Below are 21,176 nucleotides of genomic sequence, written 5' to 3' on the forward strand. Positions count from 1 at the left end.
TGTCCCCTTCGTCTAGTGGCCTAGGACACCGCCCTTTCACGGCGGTAACAGGGGTTCGAGTCCCCTAGGGGACGCCATTTGCGGGAATAGCTCAGTTGGTAGAGCACGACCTTGCCAAGGTCGGGGTCGCGAGTTCGAGTCTCGTTTCCCGCTCCAATTTTTGATTTGCAGTGTCCATCGGACCTGGGAGTCAGCGAAAAAAAGACGCTTCGGCGTCTTTTTTCGTTTCCGGTGCGATCTGTCGAAAACCACCGGTATCCGGACTTTTTTAGTCCAGAAATCACGAGATCCCGGTGGCCTTGGTCAGTAACCAGATGCCCACCACCAGCAAGATCGCACCGACTGCGACGGTCAACCCAAACTGGCCCCAGGTCGCGCGCCCGGTGTGGATCTCCGAATAGCGCGTGTAGGCGTGATAGCAGACGCCGATAAGCATTGAGGCCACCACCAACAGGGCGATCAGCAGGATGATGTCGTAGCTGTAGTTCTGCAGGGGTTGCAGAATGCCGCTGCCGACACCGCGGGACGGATCCTCCAGCGTGGGCAGACGGCCCTGCGCAACGGCCAATGCCGGAGCGCCCATCAGCAGCACCAGCATCCGGCTACGAAGACCATATGAAAAATGATGGCTCATCACGGCAGCTCCCTCGGATCAGGACAGAAGAAAAAACGTCAACACCAGGTACCGCGCGACAAAACGCATGACCACCCCGACAAACTGCCACGAGCCCAGACGCTGTTCGGCCCAACCGGTGTAGGCGGTACGAATGGCCCAGGCGCCCCACAGCAACAGCACGGCAAACACCCCCGACAGCAACAAGGTCGCCATCCGCGCGGGCGTAAATCCGCCGTGGGCCTGGAAGGTGGCCTGTTGGGCGGCAGTCATGGCGAGGGCTCCTGCTCGTCGCGGTAGTCACCGAGCATCGGCGTTGGGTCGCGTGGCTGGGCGCGCTGTGGAGTCAGGTAGTCCTGAACTCCAGCACGTACTCGCTGGAGGTCTTCACGTAGGCGTGGGTAGTCGAAGTGGTAGCGATCCCGAACTTGCGTGGGCTGAGCTGATAGGTCTTCGACCTGGCGATTGATTTGGTCCAGTTGACGGGTCAGCAGGGCCAGTTGCTCGCGTTCAAAAGCGCGTTCAGATGCCATGACCGGAGCGGCACTGCTGCTGATGCCGATGATCAGGGCAACCATCCCGGAGCGTAGCAAGCTGAATGTGGGGGCCACCCTATCCATCGAATCAGACCTCGTGAGTACGAATGGCCTGATGGTGCGACGGCTGCTCAATGCTCGCCTCAATCAATGGGGATTGGCTCGTCACCGCTTTACGGCAGGGCATTGGGGAAACATCTGACGGAGTTATCCGAAATTGAGACGAAAGAAGATGTCTAGTTTGAATCTGGTGTATTTTTAATCTGCCCTTCAACCGATTCCCGAATACTTCGCCACTGCCGCTGCCCGTGATGGCACGTTCAAGCAACGTAACAGCGACGCCACATGAATACGCACTGTAAAGGGAGATATCCGTAATTCTGTTGCGATTTCTTTATTGGTCTTGCCTTTTGCGATCAGCTGCAATACTTCATGCTGGCGGGCTGTGAGAGCAGTGGTCTGCAACGGCAGCAGGCCCGATGGCGAAAACTTGACGAGAACATCGCCTTCTCTGATAGCCACTAGTGCCTGTCCGATCTCGTCCGGGGCGATGTTTTTGCCGATAAATCCGTCGATACCTAACGCCATAATCTGTTCGATCAACGATGGATCATCGACCATTGACACCACGATTAACGTGGTGCGCCGCAACTGCTGTCTCAGCTCACTCAAGTGACTCATGCAGGTCAAGCCTGGAAAACGCAAGTCGAGAATCAGCGTGTCAACTTCTTCGCCTGTTTTGATCAGCGCCTTTACAGTCTCAAAGTCACCGGCTTGCTCCACCGTTGCCTCGGGAAGTAGTCGCTGGACAGTGCGCAACATGCCCTCGCGAAACATAGGATGATCGTCGGCAATAATGATTCTGCATGGCATATCGTGCTCTACCCTGAGTCAGTTTTATTTTAGGGACCGCTGTAGCGCCGCGCCGGTTGGTTGCGTGTAGCACCTATCATTTTTACATCGGTTATACCGTAAGGATGCTTCCCATGACGTTCGAGAAGAACACCGAACTTGACCAGGCCAATTTACGCGTCATTGTGTCTGCCTGCGCCATTGGATATATCAGTATGCTGGGCTTTTTGCCCGGGCATAGGGTGGATGCTTATTTGCCCATAATCCTTTATTACTTAGTGTTTCTGTTGGCTTCCATAGGCTTTCGCTTTGTCATTGCTCATTGGCCTGGGCACTACCCGGCACGGCGAATATTAGGGATGGTTCACGATTACACCGGGACCTCATTCGGTCTGGTAGTCGGCGCAGAAGCTGCGTTACCGCTTTATGCGGTGATGGTCTGGGTCAACCTGGGCAACGGTATGCGCTATGGTTCGCGCTACCTTGCAATTGCGACTGGGTTGGCGTTACTGGCATTGTTGATTGTCTACTGGTTGACGCCTTCGTGGCAGGCGCAGCCATTCATGGTGCTGATGCTGATGATCACCAGCACGGTGATACCGGTTTATGCCCACCTCCTGTTGGAACGTACTCGTAAAGCTTCGGAAGAAGCCGTTGCCGCTAACCTGGAGAAATCGCGGTTCCTGGCCCAAGCCAGCCATGACTTGCGCCAACCGATCCATTCTATTGGTCTATTCACCGCATGCCTGCGCGAAGCATGCTTGGGCGATGAAGAGCGACGTTTGGTGGACAGTATCGACCGCTCGCTACTCAATGTATCGCAACTCTTTCGCTCGATTCTCGATCTCTACACGTTGGACAATAGCCGTGTGCTACCCAAGTATCAGACCTTGCACCTGGGGGACTTCCTGGCCGATCTTGTGCGCCAGAATGTCGAGGCTGCGCGCTGGGCGGGTGTTGAGTTGCATCTGCGGCCTTCCTCCCATTGGGTCCGGGCAGACCCTGCACTTCTCACAACGATGGTTCAAAATATACTTTCCAATTGCTTCAAATACGGTGCCCAGCGGCCTGTACTGATCGGTGTGCGTAAGTGCGGTGATGGGCTTGCGATCGTGGTTCACGATCAGGGGCAGGGGATTGAAAAGGAACACCTGCCAAAAGTATTCGAAGAGTTTTATCGCGTCCGTCGTGAGCGAGACAAGGACGTTGAAGGTGTCGGACTGGGCCTTTCCATCGTCAGGCGTCTGGGGCAGTTGATGGCTCTTGACGTTGCTATCCGCTCGCGGTTGGGTCATGGGACATCAGTCTGCTTGTCTGGTTTCCCCCTTGCGACGCCGCCACGAAACCTCAGCCTTCAGGAAGACGTTCACCAGGCAGGGCTGTTGACAGGATTGAAAGTCTGTCTGGTGGAGGATGATCACAACGTGTTACTGGCCACTCAGGCGCTGCTGCAGCGTTGGGGGTGTACGGTACAAGCGGAATTGACTGGGCTGAACCTCTCCAGTGATTGTGATGTCATCGTCGCTGACTATGACTTGGGCAACCACGCCACTGGCATCGAGTGCATAGACCATCTACGCCAACAGCGTGGTTGGGCGGTGCCGGCGTTGATTCTCAGCGGGCATGATATAGAGACGATCCAGCAGCAGTTGCGGGAACGTCAGATCGCCATCCTTTCCAAACCCGTCCGCCCAACTGAGTTGCGGGCTACATTGAGAGAGCTCGGTCAGAAACCACTGAATGCACGAACTACTGAACAGTAGGTCTCGCCAGTCGAGTTCTCTTCTTGTTGGGGGGAGGGGGGCGGCCAAGGAGGGATGTTTACGTAATTATTGTTTGGTGCACTGGGCGCCTAGCCCCATGCCCATGGAGCCGAGGGCAACCCCAGGGCCGCTCGGGAGTTCACATGCGTATTCCCCGGTGGCGGTTTTAGCTGTGAAGTAGGTGGTGTTGAAATCACTTCGTACGTTTGAGATGTTGGTAATTGGCTTGCCGATAGTATTTTGTGCTCGACTCTTAAGGTCGTTCTCTGTTGGCTTGATGACCTGGCAGCCGGTTAGACCGACAACCAAAGTGGCGAGTACAGTGAGGGCAGTAACTGTGTAAGACAACTTCATATGAACCTTCTTATATATATGTTGAGTGTTTCGAGGGTTTCCCGGCAGCGGCCGGTCCTTTATTTGCAGTATTGAAAGCCGCAGGGCAGTCCTGTAGGCCGACTTGCAAAGCGTTTCAATGTTGTTAAGCCAGGCCCACAACACGCGGTTGCTTCCGAGTCGGACCGGTTTGAATGCTGGAAAAGGTTAGTGTTAAGCGAAGGTGGTGGCAATTAGGGCGAATGGGCTAATGGCTATTTGCTATCCGAGTAAACTGCGGCAGCTCTAATTCACTCTGTTGTAGAAGCTCTTGGTTTAGATCTATCTCGCGGACCGCATGCAGCTGCTCTTGATGTCATTGGCGCTGATGCTATAGGATCAAAACAGGAGATGGCATTCCTCCTTTAACCGCCTTCGTGCTAATGATGCCTACGTGAACCCTGGACAGGGGACGTAGGTGCGTCTCCCTGTCCTCCAATCTAGGACAGGCTATGATCTTACCCTTCAAGTTTCCCTTTTCTTTCAGCGCGAGCCGCTTGCCATTTAGTCCACTCAGGTCTGATGAGGAGGACTCACCATGCTGAAGTCATTAATCGTCATTGCCGTGGGTGCTTCACTTGGAGCCTGGTTGCGTTGGCTATTGGGGATGAAGCTGAATGCCCTATTCCCTACGATTCCTCCAGGCACTGTGGTCGCGAACATGGTTGGGGGTTACATCATCGGTTTGGCCATAGCCTTCTTGGCCGCATCTCCTACCCTTAGTCCAGAGTGGCGTCTTCTGATCATCACGGGTTTCTGTGGCGGGCTTACCACCTTTTCTACATTTTCAGCCGAAACGGTTGCCTTGATTCAGGAAGGCAGGCTGCTCTGGGCGCTCGGCTCAATTTCATTGCACGTCTTAGGTTCGTTGGCGATGACCGCTGCCGGGCTTCTGTCCTACCAAATGATTGGTACTCGCTGAGGAGATAGAAATGAAAGGCTATATGGTCGTTTTCTTCACCCAACAAAACCGTCGTTATCAGGGAAAAATGCTAGGCGAATGGATAGTCGACGTGGCTAAAGAAATGGGGTTACGCGGCGCCACGCTCTGCACTGGAATCGAAGGGTTTGGGCACACCGGGAAACTGCATTCATCACATTTTTTTGAGCTGGCGGATCAACCCACGGAGATTCGCTTGGCAATCACGGAAGATGAGGCCGAACGATTGTTCAAACGACTGGACTCTGAGGAAATATCGGTGTTTTTCACGAAGACGCCAATCGAGATGGGCACTCTTGGAAAAACGCCTTCCCGTTCAGCCCCTTCCACAACTTCGGAGCTATGAACATGAGCTACGCGGACATCCCAGCAGGGAACGCCATTCCCGATGACTTCTTCACCGTTATCGAGATTCCTGCAAACCACTTGCCGATCAAGTATGAGGTGGACAAGCCAAGCGGACAGATCTTCGTTGACCGCTTCCTGAGTACGCCGATGTTCTATCCTGCCAACTATGGGTTCATTCCAAATACGTTGAGCGATGACGGCGATCCTTTGGACGTTCTGGTGATTTGCCCTTACCCGGTATCGCCTGGTGTTGTCATTCGTAGTCGCCCGGTTGGTGTGATGTACATGACGGACGAGGCCGGAGCCGATGCCAAAGTGATCGCTGTGCCTCATGACAAACTGAGTTCTATGTACAGCGACGTGAAAGAGTGTTCAGACCTTCCCGCGCTACTACTCGCACAGATTCAGCATTTCTTCGAAAACTACAAAACATTGGAACCGGGTAAGTGGGTGAAGATGGGCCGTTGGGGAAGCGCAGATGAGGCGCGGGAAGAGATTCGCAAGTCGGTAGCTGCGTATACCCCCAAGTAGGTTTCACTCCAGATTGAATTCATCAGCCGGGAGTAGGAACTGAGGGGCAAGTGATTTGCCTCTCAGTCGTTCGGAACATCAAATGTCGAGGGAACCACACGCGTGGAAAAGTGGATGGCTTATGTTGCGCATGACTCAACTCAATCAAAGCCTTTCCAGAGCATCCCCTTTGATCACCCACTTATGGGGTCGTGCTATCAAGTATTTTATGCATTTTCTCAATCCTCTTTCAGTGGCATGAAGATGCTTGGCGTTAGGGGATTGCCAGCTTGCAATCAGTTTTACTCGGACAGGCGGATTCGAATCTGTTTTTCAATCTCGATGATCGCAAAGAGCGCAACACCAACGCCGATGATCAGGAGGCCATCAAGGAAGGGGATCGCTTCTGTGGCAAACACCTTTTGCAGAGGTGGCGCGTAGGTAATGGCGAACTGGGCCAAGGTCACCACTGCGACGATCATCCACACGACCTTGGTGCCACGAATGCCCTTCCAGGAAAGCGATGTGCTGTAGAGATTACGAATGAAGAACAGATGGAATATTTCCATCACGACTAGCGTATTCACCACGATGGTTCGGGCCAACTCCACGGAGTAGCCACGGTCGAGCGCATACGAAAAAATGCCGTAAACACCACAGAGGAACAGAATAGAAACAAGCACCATATGCCAAACCAACGCACCGCTTATGAGTGGCTCCTTGCGCGAACGAGGCGGTCTGCGCATGGTGTTCTCTTCGGTGGGCTCGAATGCCAATGCGATGCCGAGCGTTACTGCGGTTATGAGATTAATCCATAGAATCTGTATCGCCGTGACCGGCAGTGTAAGACCGAGCAGCAGGGCCACAATGATAGTCATGGTCTCCCCCGCGTTGGTCGGCAGCGTCCAGCTCAGCACTTTCTTGATGTTGTCGTAGACTGTCCGCCCTTCGCGCACTGCCGCCACGATGGATGCGAAGTTGTCGTCGGCCAGCACCAGGTCTGCGGCTTCCTTGGCGGCTTCACTGCCTTTTCCTCCCATGGCGATACCCGCATCGGCACGCTTCAGCGCGGGGGCATCGTTCACGCCATCGCCGGTCATGGCCACTGTCATGCCATTGGATTGCAGCAGCATTACCAGCCTGAGCTTATGTTCAGGGCTGGTGCGCGCAAAAATATTGACGTGCTTTACCGCCTCCTTCAGAGCGGCATCGTTCATGGCGTCTAGGTCTACGCCGGTCAACACACTGTCGGGATTTTGCAGGCCAATCTGCCGACCGATAGCGGCTGCGGTACCGCCGTGATCGCCAGTGATCATTTTTACGACAATGCCTGCTGCTTGGCATTGTTGAACTGCTTTTATCGTCTCGGGTCTAGGCGGGTCAATCAGTCCGACCATGCCCAGCAGGGTTAACCTTCCTTGTACGTCCCCAAACTCCAACACGGTGTGCTCGGGAGGAACTGATCTAACTGCAAATGCCAATACACGTTGCCCCTTGGCAGCAATGGCGTTTGCCTGTTCGTGCCAGTAGTCCGCATTGAGCGGTTCAGTCCCGCCAGCGTTTACGAGCTGCTGTGTGCTCATGGCCAGTATTTGCTCTGGCGCGCCCTTCACATAGATAGAGGCATGTCGATCATGGTTGTGATGCAGGGTCGCCATGAAGCGGTGTTTCGCGTCAAACGGAATGGCATCGGTGCGGGGCCAGGCCTGATGATCTTCATCGCTATCAATACCGGTCTTTCCGGAAAATGCCAGCAAGGCTCCCTCCATCGGGTCACCCTCTACCTTCCATAAATCGTCATGCAGGCGCAGCACCGCATCGTTGCACAGGCCAGCTGCTCGCCCCAGTTCTGCCAACGCAGGGTGAGTTGATATGTCGACTGGCTGATCTGAAAGACTGATGCTTCCCGCTGGCTGATAACCAGCGCCCTCGACCGTGAAGATGAGATCGCTCGTGACGACCGATGCCACCATCATTTCGTTGCGGGTGAGTGTCCCGGTCTTGTCAGTACAGATGACGGATACCGAGCCGAGCGTCTCGATGGCAGGCAGGCGACGCACGATGGCGTTGCGGCGAGCCATTGCCCGAACGCCGACAGCCAGCGTGATGGTAAGGACGGCGGGCAGCCCTTCAGGTATCGCCGCTACCGACATCCCCACCACGACCATGAAGATCTCGGTGAACTCGTAGTGCCCAACATAATGGCCAAACACGAGCAAAAGGCCGCCGACTAACAAGATCAATATCGTCAGCCAACGGGCAAACACGTTCATTTGCTGCACCAGCGGGGTGGTCAGCGTTTCTACACCTGCAAGTAGAGTGCTGATGCGTCCGATTTCAGCTGCTGCTGCGGTCGCTACGACAACCCCTGTTGCTTGCCCGCAAGTTACGAGGGTGCCGCTGAATGCCATGCATGTACGATCACCCAGGGCGGCTTCAAGCCCCACAGGTTCGGTATGTTTTTCTACTGGTATGGATTCACCGGTAAGAATGGCTTCTTGAATCTGTAGTCTGTTTGCGTGCAGCAGACGTAAATCAGCAGGGACTTTGTCTCCCGCCTCTAGCAATACGATATCGCCCGGTACCAGTTCCTCACCCACAACACTTAAGCGTTCGCCTGCGCGAATCACGGCGGCGTGCGGTGCCAGCATCTGCCGGATAGCATCCATGGCTTTTTCCGCTTTGCCTTCCTGGACGTAGCCAATGATTGCGTTTGCAATGACCACAGCCAGAATCACTACCGTATCCCACAGATGTTGCAGCATCGCGGTAATCGCAGCGGATCCTAGAAGCACATAAATCAGAATGTTGTGAAATTGCAGCATGAATCGCAGCCACGCGGGTCGCCGTGCTATTTCTGGCAAACGATTGAAACCAGTGCGGTCAAGCCGGGCTTGAACTTCGGCGGCCTCCAGCCCGACACGCTCATTAACCTCAAGCAGGTTCGTCACCTCCTTTGCAGGCAAGGAGTGCCAGGCCACAGAATGCGGGGAGATTGGTGTTTGCTCAGCTGCTGCATCGACCACCTGCGTCATCAATAATCATCTCCTGTGCACACAGCTCGACTGAAACGGGCTGAGGTGGTCATGAGCGAGCGTAATAGTTTTCCGCTCTTACATCCTATCTTCCATCTAACTGACAGGAACTATAGATGTAACGCAAACAACAGGTTGGCAATCATTGATATAAATCAAATTATTAGTGCCAAGTAGTGTATCAAAATGTTTTGCTGGAAAATTTAGATTTCCAGATTTTCATATAGTGGTGCAGACACCCAAACATAGCTCGTAGCAAAAACGGATAAATATAAATACTACTGCTGATTTTTGCAAAAACTCAGTTTATTCAGTATATGGCATGCGGCTTCTGCAATATTTATATTTTGCCTTGTTAAACCTCGCATATTGGTGCGCCCAATTTAAGTCCATCCATCGGTTAGGACTATTTAGTCGTCACTAATGTCAGGCAAATGGCTCGGAGCTGGGACTGGGTGGTCGTTCGCGGAATCACCTCCGCCTTGGCCCTTGATACACCCCAAAAACAATTCCAGAATTGAGTCTTTTACTATTTAAGGGGGGAAATAGAACCCTTAAATTTCAATGGGTCGGACACCAGATGCGAGTCTCGTTTCCCGCTCCAATTTTTGATTCGCAGTGTCCATCGGGCCTGGGAGTCAGCGAAAAAAAGACGCTTCGGCGTCTTTTTTCGTTTCTGCGATAAATCAAATATTGCATCTGCTGAGGGTGGCTTGAGCGCTTCGGGCTATCCGACACACCTCAACCGCGCCTGCACAAAAAACAATGCCCTCCATAGAGGAGGGCATCGGTTGAGGTTGGCGGCATCAATCCCGTCAGCTAGCGTCCATGCCGTTCAATCGGACACGAGCGTGTGCGCGCAACGTTCGGGCTTGATGGAAACGGCCTAGAGCTTTTTCGCCATGTCGCGCAGCATGAACTTCTGGATCTTGCCTGTCGACGTCTTCGGCAGCTGTGTGAACACCACCGTGCGTGGCACCTTGAAGCCCGCCAGGTGTTCGCGACAGAAGCTGATGATGTCGGCTTCGCGGACGTTCTGGTGGTCGGCCTTGAGGGTGACGAAGGCGCACGGCGTTTCACCCCATTTTTCATCGGGGCGGGCGACGACCGCGGCTTCGAGGATTGCCGGGTGGCGGTACAGCACACCTTCGAGTTCGATGGTGGAGATGTTCTCGCCGCCGGAGATGATGATGTCCTTGAGCCGGTCGCGGATTTCGACATAGCCGTCAGGATGGGTCACCGCCAGGTCGCCGGTGTGGAACCAGCCGCCTTCGAACGCCTCGGCGGTTGCCGTCGGGTTCTTCAGATAGCCTTTCATCACCGTGTTGCCCCGCATGAAAATCTCACCGATGGTGTGGCCATCGTGGGGGGTGGGTTCGAGGGTTTTCGGGTCGGCGACCATCACGCCTTCCAGGGTCGGGTAGCGCACACCCTGGCGCGCCTTGATCTGGGCGCGTTCTTCCAGGGGCAGCTCATCCCATTCCGAGTGCCAGGCGCACAGGGTCACCGGGCCGTACACTTCGGTCAGGCCGTAGACGTGGATTACCTTGATGCCCATTTCTTCCACAGCGCCGATGACCTTGGCGGGTGGCGCCGCGCCGGCGACCATCGCGTTCACCGGGTGGTCGATGGCAGCCTTGGCCGAGTCGGGCATGTTCACCAGGGCGTTGAGCACGATTGGCGCGCCACACAAGTGGGTGACCTGATGCTCGCGGATCAGGTTGAGGATTCTCTGTGGGTCGACGCGGCGCAGAAACACATGGACCCCGGCCAAGGCCGTGATGATCCATGGGTAGCACCAACCGTTGCAGTGGAACATCGGCAGCGTCCACAGGTACACCGGGTGGTTGCCGATCGCCCAGATCATTTGGTTGCCCAGGGAGTTCAGGTAGGCCCCGCGGTGGTGGTAGACCACACCCTTGGGGTTGCCGGTCGTGCCCGAGGTGTAGTTCAGCGAGATGGCTTGCCATTCGTCTGCAGGCCACTGCCAGGCGAAATCCGGATCGCCTTCGGCGAGAAACGCCTCGTAGTCCAGGTCGCTGACCGGCTGGCCTTCGCCGTATTCCGGGTCGTCGACGTCGATGACCAGCGGCGGATGGTCAAGCATGCCGATGGCCGCATGCACCACATCGTGGAACTCACGGTCGGCGATCAGTACCTTGGCTTCGCCGTGCGCGAGCATGAAGGCGATGGCCTCGGCATCCAGGCGCACGTTGAGGGCATTGAGTACCGCGCCAATCATCGGCACGCCAAAATGCGCTTCGAGCATGGCCGGGATGTTGGGCAGCATGACGGCCACGGTGTCGTTTTTGCCGATCCCGCGACCGGCCAGGGCCGAGGCCAGGCGCCGGCAACGGCTGTAGGTTTGCGCCCAGGTGGCGCGTATCGATCCGTGGATCACGGCAGGGTAATCGGGATAAACGCTGGCAGTGCGTTCAATGAAGCTTAAAGGCGAAAGAGCAATGTGATTAACGCTGGTCGGCTCGAGGCCTTGGTCGAAAATGGACATGGTGCGGATACCCGGTGGCTGATTATTAGCTCTATTGTTCGAGACGCTGGTAACGGCAGTTAAGCTGACGGTGCCGGCCTTGAGGCTTTATCGTTGGCACGCCGGTCCCTGCGGGAAAAGCTCAATGACTTCTCCGGCGGCTTTTATATACTGTCCGCGCAGATATATGGAAGTACTACCTGTGTTGTATAGTATATGTACTATATCTTGATGAAACGCTTCCGCTGACCTCGACGTTCCCCTCCCTGTATAGGTTCTATGATGATCGGCAACTCCGTGCGCTTGACAGGCGGTTCGCCGCTGCTCAGGCATGACCCGCAGCCGAGTCTGCTGCTCGATGCCCAGGCTCGGCCGCTGGAGTTCAACGCCGCGCTGCTGGCGTTGCTTGAGCAGTTGTCCCTGGTCGATTGTATGAACCTGTTGCCGATCAATTGCTTGCCGCTGGTGCAGGCGTGCCTGGGGCAGCAGCGGGCGATCGAAAACGTCGAGGCACAGTTCGCCGAGCGCATTCTGGTGTGGACGTTCATTCCCGACCCGGATGAAAACCGCGTGCTGGCGCGCTGCCGGGAAGCCAGCGCGCAGATTGTCGCCGAGCGTGAATCCACCAAGGCGCGGCGCCTGTATCGGCTGATCATCGAAAACACCACCGACCTGATTTCCCGGCACACCCCGGATGGCGCTTTTCTCGACGCTTCACCGGCTTCCTGGGCCTTGCTGGGCTATTGGCCGGGGGAATTGCGCGGGACTCGGGCGCAGCGCCTGTTCCATCGGCAGGGCTTGGCGGGGTTGGTGCGGCGCGCCCGGGAGGGCCTGGAGCAGGACGGTTATTACACCATGACCTATCGCATCCGCCATCGCCAGGGCCATTACCTGTGGTTCGAAACCGCCTGCCGGGCGATCCGCGAGACCTACACCGGCGCGGTGGTGGAGGTGGTCAGCGTGTCCCGCGACATCACTGCCAGGGTCCAGGCCGAGGAAACCACCCTGACCGAACGCGAGCTGCGCGAGGCCCAGCAACGCCATCATCAGGACGAACTGGCGCACACCGCGCGCGTGGTGACCCTGGGTGAACTGGCATCGGGTATCGCCCATGAAATGAATCAGCCGCTGGCGGCGGTGGTCAATTACGCCAACGCCAGCCAGCGTTATCTGGCCGCGATGGGCAGCGATTCGCCGGCGGCCGAACGGGTGGCTCAAGGCCTGGAGCGGATTTCGGTGCATGCCAATCACGCCGCGCAAGTGATCAAGCGCTTGCGTGCGTTTCTGCGCAAGGGGCGCCGCCGCATGGAGGCGCTGAACCCCGGCGAGGTCGCCCGCGAAGCGGTGCGCCTGTGTGCCTGGGAGGCCAGCGATTGTCAGGTGACGATCGAGGATCGCCTGCCGGATAATCTGCCGCTGATTTACGCCGACCGGGTGTTGCTGGAACAGGTGCTGCTGAACCTGCTGCGCAATGCCATCGAGGCGAATCGCGAAGCCCATCCCGGCCAGCCCTCGCTCATCGTCATGAGTGCCTTGGCGCAGCGTGACGGGTGGGTGCAGATCGACGTGAGCGATCAGGGCCCCGGTGTCTCGCCGGCGCAGTTGGAACAGATATTCACGCCGTTCTATACCAGCAAGGTCAATGGCCTGGGCCTGGGCTTGTCCATGAGCCGCAGCATTATCGAAGGCTTCGGTGGCGAGTTGCAGGCCGAACCGATGCCGGTCGGGCTGCAAATGTGCTGCCGCTTGCCCACCCTCGCGCAGAGCGGCGCTCCACAATAAGAAGAGGAATCAAGCGATGGTGAGCGTGACGGAACAGGTGGTGTATGTGGTGGATGACGACCAGGGGATGCTCGACTCGACCGTCTGGTTGCTGGAGTCGGTGGGCCTCAAGGCGCTGCCGTTTACCAGTGGCCGCGAGTTTCTCGACGCCTGCGACAGCCGCCTCAACGCCTGTGTGCTGCTGGATGTGCGCATGCCGGGCATGGGCGGCCTGAATGTTCAGGAGCACATGCGCAGCCGTGATTTGCACCTGCCGGTGATTTTCGTCAGCGGCCACGCCGATGTGCCGATTGTGGTCCGCGCGTTCAAGGCCGGGGCGCATGACTTTATCGAGAAGCCCTACAACGAACAGTTACTGCTGGACAGTGTCCTGCAGGCCCTGAGCAAGGCCGATCATCGCCAGAGCCTCGGTGAAGGGCCGGCGCGGGTACAGGCGCGGCTGCAGCAACTCACGCCACGCGAGCGCGATGTATTGCTGCCGTTGGTGCAGGGTTATACCAACCGCGAAATCGCCGAGCAGTTGGGCGTCAGCGTCAAGACCATCGATCTGTATCGCGCGCGGGTCATGAAGCGCATGGCGGCCAGCCATTTGCCGGAGCTGGTGGGGATGGCGATTGCCGCCGGTCTGGTGGACCCCCTGCAATTGCGCTGATAGGCCTCAGGCCACGGCAATCTGCAGGCTCGGCCGGTCGCTGGCCCTTGTTGCCAGCACGCGCTCGATGGCGCCGGTCAGCAGGTTTTCCAGTAACTCGGTGCGTTCGGCATCATCCAGCGCCTGCCCGGCCAGCCAGCTCGGCGCATTGTTCAGCAGCGTGGCGATCGCGTGGCCGGCCGCTTGCAGGGCGTGGACACTCAGCCGCCGCGGTCGCCCGAGCATTTGCAGCAGTCGGCGCTCGTATTGTTCGCGCAACTGCCGGACCCGTAGCTGCTGGTCTTCCGTGAGGCAGCCGCAATCACGCTCCACCAGGCGGAAGTGCCATGGCATCTCTCGATGCAAATTCAGGTGGGCGTGGATCAGCCGTTGCAGGTTGTCCTGGCGTGAGCGCGGCCGTTGCTCGACGCGCCCCAGGGTGGTCAGCAGTTCTTCGTAGAACTCTTCGATCCAATCCAGCAGCAGGTGCTGCTTGCTGGGGTAGTGGTGGTACAGCGAGCCTGGGGTCAACCCCAGGCTGCTGGCCAGCTCGCGCATGCCGACTTGACCGAAGCCTTTACTGGCGAGCAACTCCAGGGCCTTGTTGCGGTGTTCGCACAAGCGCGAGCGATACTCAGCCATAGGTATGGAAGCCGCGCCCGGTCTTGCGCCCCAGGTAACCGGCGGCCACCATTTCCTTGAGCAGCGGCGCGCTGCGGTATTTGCTGTCCTGGAAGCCCTCGTAGAACGCTTCGAGGATCGCCAGCAAGGTGTCCAGGCCGATCAGGTCGGCCAGGGCCAGCGGGCCGATCGGCTGGTTGCAGCCCAGGCACATGCCGGCGTCGATGTCTTCGGCGCTGGCCAGGCCTTCCTGGAACACCAGGATCGCTTCGTTGATCATCGGCACCAGAATCCGGTTGACCACGAAACCCGGGCGGTTGCCGGCGGTGATCGCAGTCTTGCCCAGGTGCTGCGCCAGCTCGATGGCCTGGGCGTGGGTCGTGTCGCTGGTCTGCAGGCCACGGATCACTTCGATCAGGCCCATCACCGGCACCGGGTTGAAAAAATGCAGGCCGATAAAGCGCTCGGGGGCGTTAACCCCGGCCGCCAGTTCGGTGATGGACAGCGAAGACGTATTGGAGGCAATCACGCATTGCTCATCGACGTGAGCGGCGATCTGTTGCAGCACGCGTCGCTTCAGTTCGAGGTTTTCCGTGGCGGCCTCGATGACCCATTGGGCATTCGCCAGGCTGGCGTAGTCGGTGCTGGTGCGGATCTTGTCCAGCGCCGTATGCTTCTGGGGTTCGCTGAGGATGCCCTTGCTGACTTGGCGATCGAGGTTCTTGCCTACGGTGGCCAGGGCTTTTTCCAGGGCGCCGGCGGAAATGTCCAGCAAGGTCACGTTGATGCCGGCCACGGCGCAGATCTGGGCGATGCCGTTACCCATGGTGCCCGCGCCGATCACGCCGATATTCTGCAGATTCATCGTCAGTCTCTCTTCAATTGTGCGCTGCCGTCGCACGGCAGACATGCCTTGCAATACGGTCCATTGGGCGAGAGTCTAGGGCCCGACAATGTGGCGGCCTATGCCGAAACCTGTCAGTTGTATTGGCGTTTCTTACCATGTGTCCGCTACAGGAACTCAGAATGATGCCCACCCGGGAAAAGGATTCGGTTGCCGTCTACTTCGTGCAGGTCATGATCCATGCACTGCGCGATCAGCCCGAGCGGCTCGCCGCGGTGCTGTGCGAAGCGGGCATCGCGCCGGCGTTGCTGACCCAGCCCGAGGCCCGGGTGCCGGCCAGCGCGTTTGCGGCGTTATGGCTGATTCAGATTCGGGAGTTGAACGACGAGTTCTTCCGCCTGGACTCCCACGGCATGCCGCCGGGCAGTTTCGCCCTGATCTGCCGTGGCCTGATCCAGGAGCCGAACCTGGGCAAGGCGCTCACCCAGTGCCTGGCCAGTTTCGCCCTGTTCCTGCGCGATTTTCGCGGCAGCCTCAGCGTGCATGGCAAGCGCGCGGTACTCAGCCTGCAAGTCGGCGGCGGCGATGAGGACACCCGGCGTTACGGTGAGGAAACCTTCCTGGTGCTGATGATCAGCCTGCTGTGCTGGCTGGGCGGACGCCGTGTGCCCATCGATCGCGCCGACTTTCGCCATGTGCGTGCGCCGCTCAGCGACGATCAATTGCTGTGGGGCTACAACCTGACGTTTGGCGCGGCCCGCACCGAAATCGAGTTCGCCAGCAGCTACCTGCGTCTGGCCGTGGTGCAGGACCTGGCGTCGCTCAAGGTGTTTCTGCGCAGCGCGCCGCAATGGCTGGTGATCCGCTTTCGCAACCAGGACGGCATGGCGACCCAGGTCTACCAACGCCTGCGTGGCAGCCACTACAGCCAGTGGCCGGCGCTGGAGGATCTGGCCGTGGATTTGCACATGAGCCCCAGCACCTTGCGCCGCCGATTGGAGCGCGAAGGTTGCTCGTTTCAGGAGATCAAGGACGAAGTGCGCCGCAGCCTGGCGCTGGAACTGCTCTGCCAGACGCGCGCCAGCATCGGTGAAATCGCCGCGCAATGCGGTTTTCAGGAACCCAGCGCATTCCATCGCGCGTTCAAGAAGTGGACCGGCGAAAGCCCGGGGCGTTACCGCGAGCGGGTCCAGGGCAAAGTGTCGCGACCTGCGCGCCTGGGCGCCTGAGTCATTTTCGGTTGAGCGCCGCGTCGCGGTAAGTCCTGGGTAACTCGCCGGTCCATTGGCGAAAGGCCCGGGTGAACGCCGAAGGGTCCGAGAAACCCAGCTGTTGCGAGGTCTGGTTGATCGACATCGACGTCTGGCTCAAGTAGTGAATGGCCATGTCGCGGCGTACCCCGTCCTTGAGTTTCTGGAACTTGCTGCCTTCGGCCAGCAGCTTGCGCCGCAGCGTTCTTTCCGTCAGGTGCAGCTCACTGGCGGTGCTCTGGATGGTGGCCTTGGCGAGATCGCTGACGTTCTCCAGGTGGTCCAGCACCCGTCGCGTGTAAACCGGGTAATAGGCGGGGCGGGTGAACCAGTCCACCGGTGCGCGCTGCAGGTGGTAGGCCAGGGTTTCCGCGGTTTGTACCAGCGGCGCGGTGAGCATCCGGGCGTCGAACACCAGGCAGGTCTCAGGTTGGTCAAAATGCGTGGGGCACGGAAACATCAAGCGGTATTCCGCTGAATGGGCAGGCTCGGGATGGTCGAACGTCACCCGCTTGAGCGTGATCCGCTGGCCGATCAGCCAACTGGGGAAACGATGCCAGAGCAAGAGTAAAAAACCCCTCAACAGGTAACCGGGGTCCAGGCTCGGGTCGCTCAAGGTCATGGAAAACATGGCCTCATCACCGACGACTTTCAGTTCCAGGTGCAGGGAGTCGTTCATCACGTTGTAGAAATGGCTGAGCTTGTAATACACCGAATGCAGGTTGTGCGAGTGGATCACTTGCTTGGCCATTATCGCGAAGCAGCCCTTCGGGCAGCGCTGTGAACCTGCGCCGAAAAACTCATCATCACTCAACCGCCACACGGCCTGCATCAAGCGACTGAACTGGTCGGGGGTGATGCGCAGGTGCAGGTTGTCCAGGCGCTTGCGGCTGATGCCGGCTTCCTTGAGCAGTACCTCTTCGTCCAGCGCGAGGCGGCGCGCAGCCGTCATCAGGATGTGGGCGAAGTACATGGAGATGGAATAACGCTCGATGCCCATCGTTCAGGAGTCCGGCAGCAGGGGAGGTTAGTTTAGCCAAAAGTGACTGTCCGTTTATGTCTGTTTTTCGACTGATTTGGTAATTGCCACGTGGGGCTGGATCGGAGGAAGCTGAATAGAGCTTTGCGCTGCTGGCTCCGTCCCTGCTTGCTACCGACCCGGGCTTTTAAGGTAATGGCCGTTTTGGTCAATTGCCCGGAATGGGGTAGCGGGCGAAGGGTGTAGCGGCCTGTCTAACGAGTGAATGAGGAAAGTAACAATGAGTGGTTATGCCCATCCGTACCGCGACACCGAATTCGTGCTGGAGGAACTGGTCGGATTTGAGCAGTTGTGCGCGAGCGCCCAGCTTCAGGATGTCAACAGCGAGTTGGTCAGCGCCATCTTGAGCGAGGCAGGCCGCTTGGGCTCCGGCGTGCTGGCGCCGCTCAACCGGGTCGGTGATACCCAAGGTACGCACCTGGGGGAACAGGGTGTGCAAGAGGCACCGGGTTTTGCCGAGGCGTATCGGCAATTCCAGGAAGGCGGCTGGCCCTCGTTGACCGCTGCGGAGCAACACGGCGGGCAGAACCTGCCGAACGTGATCGGCACGGCCGTCAATGAGATCTGGCACTCAGCCAATATGGCGTTCGCCTTGTGCCCCATGTTGACCCAGGGCGCCATCGAAGCCATCGCCCATCACGGCTCGGCCGAACTGCAAGGCGCCTACCTGGAAAAACTGGTGAGCGGCGAGTGGACCGGGACGATGAACCTGACCGAGCCGGATGCCGGCTCCGATCTGGCGGCCATCAAGAGCCGCGCCGTGCCCGAGGGCGACCACTATCTGATCACCGGGCAGAAGATTTTCATCACCTGGGGCGATCACCAGATGACCGACAACGTCGTGCATTTGGTCCTGGCACGTTTGCCGGATGCGCCGGCGGGCGTCAAAGGCATTTCGCTGTTCGTGGTGCCCAAGTTCCTGCTCGATGCCCAGGGCCAGCCGGGTGTGCGCAACCGCGTGCAGTGCATTTCCCTGGAACACAAACTGGGCATTCATGGCAGCCCGACCTGCGTGATGAATTTCGGCGATCCCGAAGGGGCCGTCGGTTATCTGCTTGGCGAGCCGCACATGGGCCTGGCCTGCATGTTCACCATGATGAACCACGCCCGCCAGAGTGTCGGCCTGCAGGGGCTGTCGATTGCCGAGCGCGCTTACCAGCAGGCCCGTCAATACGCCAAGGACCGTCTGCAGGGCACGCGCAAGGATGGCAGCCGTTTCTCGATCATCCACTTTCCCGATGTGCGCCGGATGCTGTTGCAGATGAAAGCGTCCATCGAAGCGATGCGCGCGTTGTCGCTGGTGGCCGCCGCCGAAGTCGACCGTGCCGCGCATGCGCCCATGCCGGAACTGGCGCGCCATCACCAGGGGCGGGTCGATGTGTTTACCCCGATCGTCAAAGGCTGGCTGACCGAACTGGCCCAGGAAGTCACCTCCCTCGGCGTGCAAATCCACGGCGGCATGGGCTTCATCGAAGAGACCGGCGCGGCGCAGCACTATCGCGATGCGCGCATCCTGACCATTTATGAAGGCACCACCGGCATTCAGGCACTCGACCTGGTGGGGCGCAAGACCCTGCTGAACCAAGGCGCGTTACTGAACAGCCTGCTCGAGGAAATGGATGAAACCGTCGAGCAACTGCGTCACATCGATGCCCTCGACTATCAGGCCGTGGCACTGGCCGCTGCGCTCGGCGCCGGGCGCGAGGCCTTGTCGCGGTTACTCGACAACGCCAAGCACGATGCGGATTGGGCCGGCAGTGTCAGCGTCAACTTCCTGATGCTCTTCGGCTACCTGTCGGGCGGCTGGCTCATGGCGCGTTCTGCCCTGCAGGCGCATGCGCAGTTGGAAGCCGGCACGGGCGATGCGGCCTTCCTCAAGGCCAAGGGCGTCAGCGCACGCTTCTACGCGGAGCAATTGTTGCCGCGGGTACACGCATTGTTGGCGGCGGTCAGCGCTGGGAGCGCGAGCATCATGGCGTTGGATGAAGAACAGTTCTGACAGCGCGTTGGTTTTTGTGCCTAACTTTTTTGAGGTTCACCCCATGCATCACCAGCGCATCCGCCTGGATTCCTTGCACGAAAAAATCATGAGCGCGGCGCAGGCCGCCGCGTTCATTCAAGATGGCATGACCGTGGGCATGAGTGGTTTCGGTGGCGCAGGGGACGCCAAGGCCGTGCCGCTGGCGCTCATCGAACGAGCGCGGCAGGATCCGCTCAAGATCAACCTGATCACCGGCGCGAGCCTCGGTCGTGGCCTGGACGGGCAGATGGCCGAGGCCGGGTTGCTGGCGCGGCGCATGCCGTTTCAAGGCGACCCGGTGCTGCGCAAGGCGATCAACGAAGGCCGTGTGGTGTTTATCGACCAGCACCTGAGCGAAGTGGTCGAACAACTGCGTGACGGCAGCCTGCCCAATCCGGATATTGCGGTGATTGAAGCGGTGGCGATCACCGAGCAGGGCCATATCGTGCCGACGTCTTCGGTCGGCAATTCGGCCAGTTTCGCCCAGACGGCACGGCAGGTCATCGTTGAGCTGAACCTGGCCAGCAGCCCCTATTTCGAAGGGATGCACGATATTTTCCTGCCCCACGGGCGCCCTGGCCGCGGGCCGATTCCGGTCATCCGCGCGGATGATCGCATCGGCACCCAGGCCATCGAAATTGACCCTGCCAAGATCGTCGCCATCGTGCTCTGCGACACGCCGGAATCTGCGATTCCGATGCTGCCGCCCGATCATGAGACCCAGGCGATTGCCGATCATCTGGTGGCTTTTTTCGAGCAAGAAGTGGAGCACAAACGCTTGGGCAGAAGCCTGGCGCCGTTGCAAGTCGGCGTCGGCTCCATTGCCAACGCCGTCATGTGCGGGCTGATCGATGCGCCGTTCACCGACCTGGTGCAGTACTCGGAGGTGTTGCAGGATTCGACCTTCGAGTTGCTCGACGCGGGCAAGCTGAAGTTTGCCTCCGGCTGTTCGATTACCTTGTCCGGCCCCTGCGGCCAGCGGGTGTTCGGCAACCTGGGAAAATACGCCGACCGCCTGGTGTTGCGGCCCCAGGAAATCTCCAATCACCCGGAAGTGATTCGACGCTTAGGCGTGATTGCCATCAACACCGCGCTGGAGTTTGACCTGTACGGAAACGTCAATTCCACCCACGTCTGTGGCACGCAGATCATGAATGGCATCGGCGGTTCGGGAGATTTCGCCCGCAATGCGCTGCTGTCGATTTTCGTGACCAAGTCGATCGCCAAGGACGGTGCGATTTCCCGCGTGGTGCCGATGGTCAGCCATGTCGACCACACCGAGCATGACGTCGATATCCTGGTGACTGAGCAAGGGCTGGCCGACCTGCGCGGCCTGGCGCCGAAAGAACGGGCCGAGTTGATCATCAACCACTGCGTACACCCGGATTATCGCGAGGCGTTGCGCAGTTACTTCAAGGCCGCGTGCGCCAAAGGTGGGCATACGCCGCATGTGTTGAGCAAGGCCTTGAGCTGGCACATCAATCTGCAGGAAACCGGTTCGATGCAGGCGGCCGCCGTCAGCGTCTAGGGTG

19 protein-coding genes, 2 tRNA genes and 1 riboswitch are annotated in these 21,176 nt (G+C 58.5%); of the genes, 11 read left to right on the forward strand and 10 right to left on the reverse strand.

All coding sequences use genetic code 11. From position 1 onward, the window contains the following. Position 1 precedes the first annotated feature (1 nt). Both AC07W0_RS28415 and AC07W0_RS28420 read left to right on the forward strand, forming a co-directional pair. Positions 2-77 (forward strand) — tRNA-Glu (locus AC07W0_RS28415). 3 nt (positions 78-80) lie between these two features. Beyond that, positions 81-156, forward strand: a tRNA-Gly gene (locus AC07W0_RS28420). A gap of 124 nt (positions 157-280) precedes the next feature. Here AC07W0_RS28420 and AC07W0_RS28425 read toward each other — a convergent pair. The 4 genes from AC07W0_RS28425 to AC07W0_RS28440 all read right to left on the reverse strand — a co-directional run bounded on the left by AC07W0_RS28425 (position 281) and on the right by AC07W0_RS28440 (position 2,022). After that, the gene (locus AC07W0_RS28425; protein WP_256580844.1) at positions 281-598 is read right to left on the reverse strand and encodes a TIGR03745 family integrating conjugative element membrane protein; all 318 of its coding nucleotides are present in this window, start codon (positions 596-598) and stop codon (positions 281-283) included. 54 nt (positions 599-652) lie between these two features. Beyond that, positions 653-886, reverse strand: coding sequence for a TIGR03758 family integrating conjugative element protein (locus tag AC07W0_RS28430; protein ID WP_102618147.1), 234 nt, complete (start codon positions 884-886; stop codon positions 653-655). Beyond that, positions 883-1,233, reverse strand: coding sequence for an integrative conjugative element protein, RAQPRD family (locus tag AC07W0_RS28435; RefSeq protein ID WP_102618146.1), 351 nt, complete (start codon positions 1,231-1,233; stop codon positions 883-885). The genes AC07W0_RS28430 and AC07W0_RS28435 overlap by 4 nt, the downstream gene beginning before the upstream one ends. A gap of 186 nt (positions 1,234-1,419) precedes the next feature. Continuing rightward, positions 1,420-2,022 carry a response regulator transcription factor gene (locus tag AC07W0_RS28440; protein ID WP_102618145.1) on the reverse strand — a complete coding sequence of 201 codons (603 nt, stop codon included), beginning with the start codon at positions 2,020-2,022 and terminating at the stop codon, positions 1,420-1,422. A gap of 113 nt (positions 2,023-2,135) precedes the next feature. Here AC07W0_RS28440 and AC07W0_RS28445 point away from each other — a divergent pair, with 113 nt between their 5' ends. Then, positions 2,136-3,764, forward strand: a complete 1,629-nt coding sequence (locus AC07W0_RS28445) for an ATP-binding response regulator (protein WP_046482595.1) — start codon at positions 2,136-2,138, stop codon at positions 3,762-3,764. A 66-nt stretch (positions 3,765-3,830) separates the two neighbouring features. Here the strand turns inward: AC07W0_RS28445 and AC07W0_RS28450 are convergent, their stop codons facing one another. After that, positions 3,831-4,118, reverse strand: a complete 288-nt coding sequence (locus tag AC07W0_RS28450; protein WP_017846808.1) for a hypothetical protein — start codon at positions 4,116-4,118, stop codon at positions 3,831-3,833. Positions 4,119-4,474: 356 nt separating this feature from the next. Next, positions 4,475-4,536, forward strand: a riboswitch (Fluoride riboswitch). Between the two features lie 138 nt (positions 4,537-4,674). On the opposite strand from AC07W0_RS28450, the gene crcB reads away from it, so the two are divergent. From crcB to ppa, 3 genes are read left to right on the forward strand one after another with little or no spacing between them, the layout of a single operon-like run. Further along, the gene (gene crcB, locus AC07W0_RS28455) at positions 4,675-5,058 is read left to right on the forward strand and encodes a fluoride efflux transporter CrcB (protein ID WP_017846809.1); all 384 of its coding nucleotides are present in this window, start codon (positions 4,675-4,677) and stop codon (positions 5,056-5,058) included. A 10-nt stretch (positions 5,059-5,068) separates the two neighbouring features. Further along, complete coding sequence (locus AC07W0_RS28460) at positions 5,069-5,422, forward strand: DUF190 domain-containing protein (RefSeq protein WP_017846810.1); 354 nt, start codon at positions 5,069-5,071, stop codon at positions 5,420-5,422. Between the two features lie 2 nt (positions 5,423-5,424). After that, positions 5,425-5,955 carry an inorganic diphosphatase gene (gene ppa, locus AC07W0_RS28465; RefSeq protein ID WP_017846811.1) on the forward strand — a complete coding sequence of 177 codons (531 nt, stop codon included), beginning with the start codon at positions 5,425-5,427 and terminating at the stop codon, positions 5,953-5,955. A 281-nt stretch (positions 5,956-6,236) separates the two neighbouring features. On the opposite strand, the gene AC07W0_RS28470 is transcribed toward ppa, so the two are convergent. Both AC07W0_RS28470 and AC07W0_RS28475 read right to left on the reverse strand, forming a co-directional pair. After that, positions 6,237-8,969, reverse strand: coding sequence for a cation-transporting P-type ATPase (locus AC07W0_RS28470; protein ID WP_102618144.1), 2,733 nt, complete (start codon positions 8,967-8,969; stop codon positions 6,237-6,239). An 886-nt stretch (positions 8,970-9,855) separates the two neighbouring features. Further along, a complete protein-coding gene (locus AC07W0_RS28475) occupies positions 9,856-11,478 on the reverse strand; it encodes an acyl-CoA synthetase (RefSeq protein ID WP_017846813.1) in 1,623 nt (540 codons plus the stop codon). Between the two features lie 261 nt (positions 11,479-11,739). On the opposite strand from AC07W0_RS28475, the gene AC07W0_RS28480 reads away from it, so the two are divergent. Continuing rightward, a complete protein-coding gene (locus AC07W0_RS28480; RefSeq protein WP_102618143.1) occupies positions 11,740-13,239 on the forward strand; it encodes a PAS domain-containing sensor histidine kinase in 1,500 nt (499 codons plus the stop codon). 16 nt (positions 13,240-13,255) lie between these two features. Further along, entirely contained in the window at positions 13,256-13,891 is a 636-nt protein-coding gene (locus AC07W0_RS28485) for a response regulator transcription factor (protein WP_017846815.1), read from the forward strand. Between the two features lie 6 nt (positions 13,892-13,897). Here the strand turns inward: AC07W0_RS28485 and AC07W0_RS28490 are convergent, their stop codons facing one another. Both AC07W0_RS28490 and AC07W0_RS28495 read right to left on the reverse strand, forming a co-directional pair. Then, positions 13,898-14,512, reverse strand: coding sequence for a TetR/AcrR family transcriptional regulator (locus tag AC07W0_RS28490; protein ID WP_017846816.1), 615 nt, complete (start codon positions 14,510-14,512; stop codon positions 13,898-13,900). Next, the gene (locus AC07W0_RS28495) at positions 14,505-15,356 is read right to left on the reverse strand and encodes a 3-hydroxybutyryl-CoA dehydrogenase (RefSeq protein ID WP_102618142.1); all 852 of its coding nucleotides are present in this window, start codon (positions 15,354-15,356) and stop codon (positions 14,505-14,507) included. Before AC07W0_RS28495 ends, AC07W0_RS28490 begins: the two co-directional genes overlap by 8 nt. 161 nt (positions 15,357-15,517) lie before the next feature. Here AC07W0_RS28495 and AC07W0_RS28500 point away from each other — a divergent pair, with 161 nt between their 5' ends. After that, positions 15,518-16,564, forward strand: a complete 1,047-nt coding sequence (locus tag AC07W0_RS28500; protein WP_102618141.1) for an AraC family transcriptional regulator — start codon at positions 15,518-15,520, stop codon at positions 16,562-16,564. A 1-nt stretch (position 16,565) separates the two neighbouring features. Here AC07W0_RS28500 and AC07W0_RS28505 read toward each other — a convergent pair whose 3' ends face one another. Next, the gene (locus AC07W0_RS28505) at positions 16,566-17,585 is read right to left on the reverse strand and encodes an AraC family transcriptional regulator (RefSeq protein WP_017846819.1); all 1,020 of its coding nucleotides are present in this window, start codon (positions 17,583-17,585) and stop codon (positions 16,566-16,568) included. Positions 17,586-17,844: 259 nt separating this feature from the next. Here AC07W0_RS28505 and AC07W0_RS28510 point away from each other — a divergent pair, with 259 nt between their 5' ends. Together AC07W0_RS28510 and scpC are read left to right on the forward strand one after the other, a co-directional pair. Next, positions 17,845-19,623: an acyl-CoA dehydrogenase family protein gene (locus AC07W0_RS28510; protein WP_102618140.1), complete on the forward strand. Its 1,779-nt coding sequence runs from the start codon at positions 17,845-17,847 to the stop codon at positions 19,621-19,623. Positions 19,624-19,666: 43 nt separating this feature from the next. After that, complete coding sequence (scpC, locus tag AC07W0_RS28515) at positions 19,667-21,172, forward strand: succinyl-CoA:acetate CoA-transferase ScpC (RefSeq protein WP_017846821.1); 1,506 nt, start codon at positions 19,667-19,669, stop codon at positions 21,170-21,172. Positions 21,173-21,176: the final 4 nt, after the last annotated feature.

Source organism: Pseudomonas sp. GW704-F2, assembly GCF_059423025.1.